Consider the following 5,612-nt stretch of genomic DNA (forward strand, 5'->3'; position numbering starts at 1 on the left):
AGAGCAACTATGCGGTGACCGGCCTCTATTTCTACGACAACAGCGTGGTGGAGATCGCCAAGAGCCTGAAGCCGTCGGCCCGTGGTGAGCTGGAAATTACCGATGTGAACCGTATCTACCTGGAGCAAGGTAATCTGTCGGTGGCGATGATGGGCCGTGGTTATGCCTGGCTTGATACCGGTACTCATGAAAGCCTGATAGAAGCGAGCAACTTTATTCAGACCATCGAGACCCGTCAGGGGTTGAAAGTGGCTTGCCCGGAAGAGATTGCCTATCGCCAGAAGTTTATTAATGCTGAACAGGTTCGTGAGCTTGCCGCGCCGTTGGCAAAAAATGCCTATGGCCAATATTTGTTAAGAATGGTTGCCAAAGCCTGATTTGATATAGGGGGAGGGAATATGCTCCCCCATAAAGATTGAATTTAATGTGGATAGACAGATGAATGTAATCAAGACAGCAATTCCTGACGTACTTATTTTTGAGCCAAAAGTCTTTGGTGATGAACGAGGTTTTTTCTTTGAGAGTTTCAACCACAAGTCGTTTGAAGAGGCCGTAGGATATCCGGTTACTTTTGTGCAGGATAATCACTCCAAATCGTCGAAAGGGGTATTGCGTGGCTTGCACTATCAATTGCCCCCGTATGCCCAGGGGAAGCTGGTGCGTTGTGTAGTGGGTGAAGTATTTGATGTGGCGGTGGATATCCGCAGAAGCTCACCGACCTTCGGGCAATGGGTAGGAGTTCATCTGTCAGGTGAAAACAAGCGACAGTTGTGGATCCCGGAAGGGTTTGCCCATGGATTCCTGACGTTAAGCGAGACAGCAGAGTTTTTGTATAAAACAACAGCCTATTATTCTCCTCAAAATGATAGAGGGATTATATGGAATGATGTTGACATTAACATATCGTGGCCATGTCTTGATGCATATATCATGTCAGACAAAGATAAGGTGCATCCGAATTTTGGATGTACAGAATATTTTCAATGAAGACGATAGAATTATTTCTATACATTAACAGTGCATGTGGTAAATGAAAATGTTTTGTTCTAAACAAATAGGATCTTTTTCACTAGTTAGCAATCTATGGAAAAATAGGCAGCTAATTATTCAAATGACGTTGCGTGATGTTATTGGTAGATATCAGGGTTCTTTTTTGGGGCTATTATGGTCCTTTTTAAATCCAGTTTTGATGTTGTGTGTATATACGTTCTTTTTTAGTGTTGTATTTAAAGCTAGATGGTTAGGAGGAAGCGGTTCTAAAGCTGAGTTTGCGCTAATACTATTTTCCGGTTTGATGATTTTCAATTTCTTTGCTGAATGTTTAAATCGTGCACCATCTTTGATGCAATCTAACGTAAACTTTATAAAGAAAATAATTTTTCCATTAGAGATACTACCTGTTGTAACTATGCTAAGTGCATTATTCCATTTGTTAGTTAGCCTCTGCGTCTGGATTTGTTTCTATATAGTAATATTTGGTATTCCTCATATTGAGATACTACTTTTCCCTATTGTTATACTACCATTGCTATTTATCATTCTTGGTATAACTTGGATGCTTTCATCGTTAGGGGTATACTTACGGGATGTATCCCAAGTTGTCGGTACGGTCGTATCTATATTGATGTTTCTATCGCCAATCTTCTATCCTATAGAAAGTCTACCCGAATTATTTCAAGGGATAGTAAGGCTGAGTCCAGTGACACTTGCAGTTGAACAAGCTAGAAGTGCTATGTATTGGGGGAATGGTATAGACTGGGTTTTGTGGGGCTATTATATGATGATATCTGTATGTGTTTCTTGGTTAGGTTATGTATGGTTCCAAAAGACAAGAAAAGGATTCGCAGATGTCATCTAATAATGAAATATCCATAAAAGTAGAAAAGCTTAGTAAACGTTATGAAATATATTCATCTCCAAGAGATCGCTTAAAGCAATTTATAATCCCTCCAATGCAAGGTTTACTTGGGTTTGAGCGTAGACAGTATTTTAAGGAACATTGGGCTCTTCGGGATATTTCTTTTGAAGTAAAGAAAGGGGAGGCATTCGGTATTGTAGGGAGAAATGGTTGTGGAAAAAGCACGCTGCTTCAACTGATAACTGGAACACTAAATCCCACCGAGGGTTCGGTGTACACTAAGGGGCGTGTAGCTGCACTTCTCGAGTTGGGATCAGGATTTAACCCAGAATTTACTGGGCGAGATAATGTTTATCTTAATGGTATGCTACTCGGTATGAGTCGAGATGAAATAGATGCTCGTTTTGATAGAATTGCGGCATTTGCTGATATTGGTGAATATTTAGAAAGGCCAGTCAAAACATATTCCAGTGGTATGTTAGTGCGTTTGGCATTTGCTGTTCAGGTACAAATTGATCCTGATATATTGATTATTGATGAAGCATTGGCTGTCGGTGATGCATTATTTCAGAAGCGTTGTTTTCAGCGCATTGAGAAACTTTTATCAGATGGGGTCACTTTATTATTTGTATCCCATGATCAAGAGTCTGTTAGAACGTTAACTCAACGTAGTCTTCTCTTAAAAAAAGGCAGAGAGGTATTATGTGATACTTCTTCAAAAGTAATATTAGCTTACCGTAAGCTTCTTCATGAAGAGGAGTCTTCTTATTTTTCAAATCTAATTCCAAAGCCAAACCAAACAGTTAAGACTAACGCAGAAGTAAAAAATAAAGAATCTTCAGGCCCTAGCAATTCTTTTAAAAAAAATGACGAGCCTTTAATATCCAGTGTCAATAAGGAAGTTGTTATTTCCCAATCTAGCCGAGCTGATAGCTTATCCTTCGGTGAAGGTGAAATGGAGATTATTAGTGTTGCAACATTCAATGAAAAAGATGAACCTTGTGCCGTTTTTTACCCCGGAGATAAAATTAAAATATGTGTAAAAAGTCGCTCAAATATTGAAATAAATCATATTAACGTTGCTGTGAGAATTAGAAGTAGAGAGGGAATAAAAATATATTCTTGGGGAACCCTTAACCAAGATATACAAATTATTTCTGGGGCGAAAGAGGGGCCTTTATTTTGGGATAAAATAATAAAAACAAATGAGGAGTTTTCTGTTTGGTTTGAATTTCATTGCGTATTAGGAACTAACTTATATGAGATCCAGGCTTGTTTATCCTACGAGGATAAACCTGACTATAGTGCGCAGCGAGTTTTGCATTGGAAAGATGAAGCGGCATTCTTCCAGACATTGATTAGACAAGATGAGTATTTCTTTGGTGGTATGACCGATCTTCAGATGGCAGCAAATTGGGAGAATTGTAAATGAAAGACTCAGTGAATGTAGATTATCACAGTATGTATGACTCATATTGGTGCCATGAAGATCGTGAGAATGAGCGGAGTAGTAATCTAGTCGATATCTCAGAGCTGATTGCTAGTTCTTGTGGTTTTGGAAAAGTACTCGATGTTGGAAGTGGGGAGGGGTATCTTGTCTGTGAGCTTCTCAAAAGAGGAATTGATGCGTATGGGTTTGATGTTTCAGATATAGTCATTGAACGAGCTAATACGAGATGGCCTGAGCGCTTTTATCAAGGGTCAATTTTATCAATGCCATTTTCAGATGATAGTTTTGACTATATTGTTTCTACCGATTGCATGGAACATCTTGCTAAAGATGATGTACCAAAGGCTCTTCAGGAGCTATATCGTGTGTCATCTAGATATGTCTTTCTTCAGATAGCAACCACCGAAGATCGCGATGGGCATTGGCATTTAACTGTCGAAAATCGTACTTGGTGGGAGAGCTGCTGCTTTGAAAATGGTTTCCGAAAGCATCCTCTATATTATCATGTAAACAATTATGAATCGTTAAATAACGATGGTTGGCAGATATTTATACTATTAGAAAAGGTTAACAAAAATGCTTTGGATAAATATGATCTGAAAGTCCTTCCTGAAGAACGCCTACTTCATACAGATATGTTGCGCGAAACAGGTCGGCGTAGTGATGCTCATTGTATCAGATACCACAAGGCGGCTGAACTTATTCGCCCAGAAGACACTGTTCTTGACGTAGCATGTGGATTAGGTTATGGGAGTCACATTTTATATCAAAATTCAAGAGCCAAAAAAGTTGTCGGGGTCGATCTCAGTGATTTTGGTATTTCGTATGCTCGTGCTCACTATGGAATGACTGGAGAGGTTGAATTCTATGTTGGCGATGCACAGAGACTGGATGAAATACCAGACAATAGTATCGATTTCATTACTGCCTTCGAAACAATAGAACATGTTCCGGAACCGGAGTTGTATTTAAATGCGTTAAAACGAGTTCTTAAACCTTCTGGTAGAATAATGCTCTGCGCCCCAAACAATTGGGCCGATGAGACAGGAAAAGATCCAAATCCTCATCATTTACATGTTTATACATGGCCGAGATTGGTTGGAGAGTGTAGCAAGTACTTCATGTTGGAAAAGGGATACACACAAGTAGCTGGTGGAGCTATGAAATGTCACCATTCCCCCAGAAAATGGACTGAGATTGACCCTAACAAGGAATTAGATAGTGAAGCCGAATGGATTTTACTGCTTGTTATGAAGAATCCAGCCGAGGGTATTAATGTTCCATATTATGAGACTTGCTGGAAAATTCCTGAAAGTGATGAATTTAATGTGTCTGCATTTTCAAGAGATTATAATAATCCATGGCTTGTGAAGGGCATGATTGCAATTGGAATGAGAAATACCTCATACAAATGTTTATCTTCAATGCAGCAAAATGTGCTCAATCATTTCTCAATGTCTTCGGTGGACTATGGCGCTGCTTTATGCGGATATATATATAATGTAATGTCTTATGATTGTATCTCTGAACAGGATTATAATGATCTTGTATCTAAAGTAATTGATTATAAGAGAATAGATGAGCCCTCGCCTCACCAACAACGTTGGATCGTATCTCTACTTTATGCTGGCGGTGAGTTAGCAAGAAAAAGGGGGGATATTTCAAAAGCCAAGCAACTTTATACTTCTTGCTCTGAATATGACGTGTTGAAATATAGTCCATTACTTGGCGCCAAGATCATCGATTCACTATATTGGTTGGCAATTATATATTTAAATGAAAAATCACCTAATAAAGCCAAGTCATACCTTTTAAAATCCATTCAAGAGGTGCGTCGTATTTCTACAGCATCTTGGTTGAATGTTATTGGTGATATTGATTCGCCTTTACCATTTGGTTTTCCTGAAATGGCTCAGTTGTTTGACAAGGCGAGTCGATGTGTATATCTACTGACTGCAATTAATAATGCTAGTACAACAAAACAGGGGTTAATCTATCAAGAAAGTAAAGGTTTCTTTGAGCGGCAACTATACGACCTGAAACGTCATATCGAGAACAAAGATATTGAAAATGCACAGCTGAAAGAAACTAATAATAACTTAGATAAAAACATTGAATTGCTAAAGATTTCTATTTTTTCTCAAAACTCTCGGGTTGAAGAACTTGGTATGGAAATAAAAAGACTAAATGAGCGGTCTCAGTCTTTAGCAAAAGAAATTATTGATATGGATGCACATGCTCAAGCGCTTGCACGTGAGGTAGCAGAGAAGGATGCACATGCTCAAGCGCTTGCACGTGAGGTAG

The 5,612-nt window shown here is 39.0% G+C and carries 5 protein-coding genes; all 5 read left to right on the top strand.

Going from position 1 to position 5,612, the window contains the following annotated elements; all coding sequences use genetic code 11:
• Positions 1-377: sugar phosphate nucleotidyltransferase (locus G5221_RS20160; protein ID WP_421263793.1), on the top strand; the 377-nt coding region annotated here is incomplete at its 5' end.
• Between the two features lie 61 nt (positions 378-438).
• The gene (gene rfbC, locus G5221_RS20165) at positions 439-987 is read left to right on the top strand and encodes a dTDP-4-dehydrorhamnose 3,5-epimerase (RefSeq protein ID WP_421263794.1); all 549 of its coding nucleotides are present in this window, start codon (positions 439-441) and stop codon (positions 985-987) included.
• A gap of 43 nt (positions 988-1,030) precedes the next feature.
• Entirely contained in the window at positions 1,031-1,858 is an 828-nt protein-coding gene (locus G5221_RS20170; protein ID WP_421263795.1) for an ABC transporter permease, read from the top strand.
• Complete coding sequence (locus G5221_RS20175) at positions 1,848-3,290, top strand: ABC transporter ATP-binding protein (RefSeq protein WP_421263796.1); 1,443 nt, start codon at positions 1,848-1,850, stop codon at positions 3,288-3,290. The genes G5221_RS20170 and G5221_RS20175 overlap by 11 nt, the downstream gene beginning before the upstream one ends.
• A partial coding sequence (locus G5221_RS20180; protein ID WP_421263797.1) for a methyltransferase domain-containing protein occupies positions 3,287-5,612 on the top strand: 2,326 nt, incomplete at its 3' end. The genes G5221_RS20175 and G5221_RS20180, both read left to right, overlap by 4 nt.

Origin of the sequence: Aeromonas sp. 602200, from assembly GCF_049173895.1 — a bacterium.
In the GTDB taxonomy this organism is placed as follows: Bacteria; Pseudomonadota; Gammaproteobacteria; order Enterobacterales; family Aeromonadaceae; genus Aeromonas; species Aeromonas veronii_A.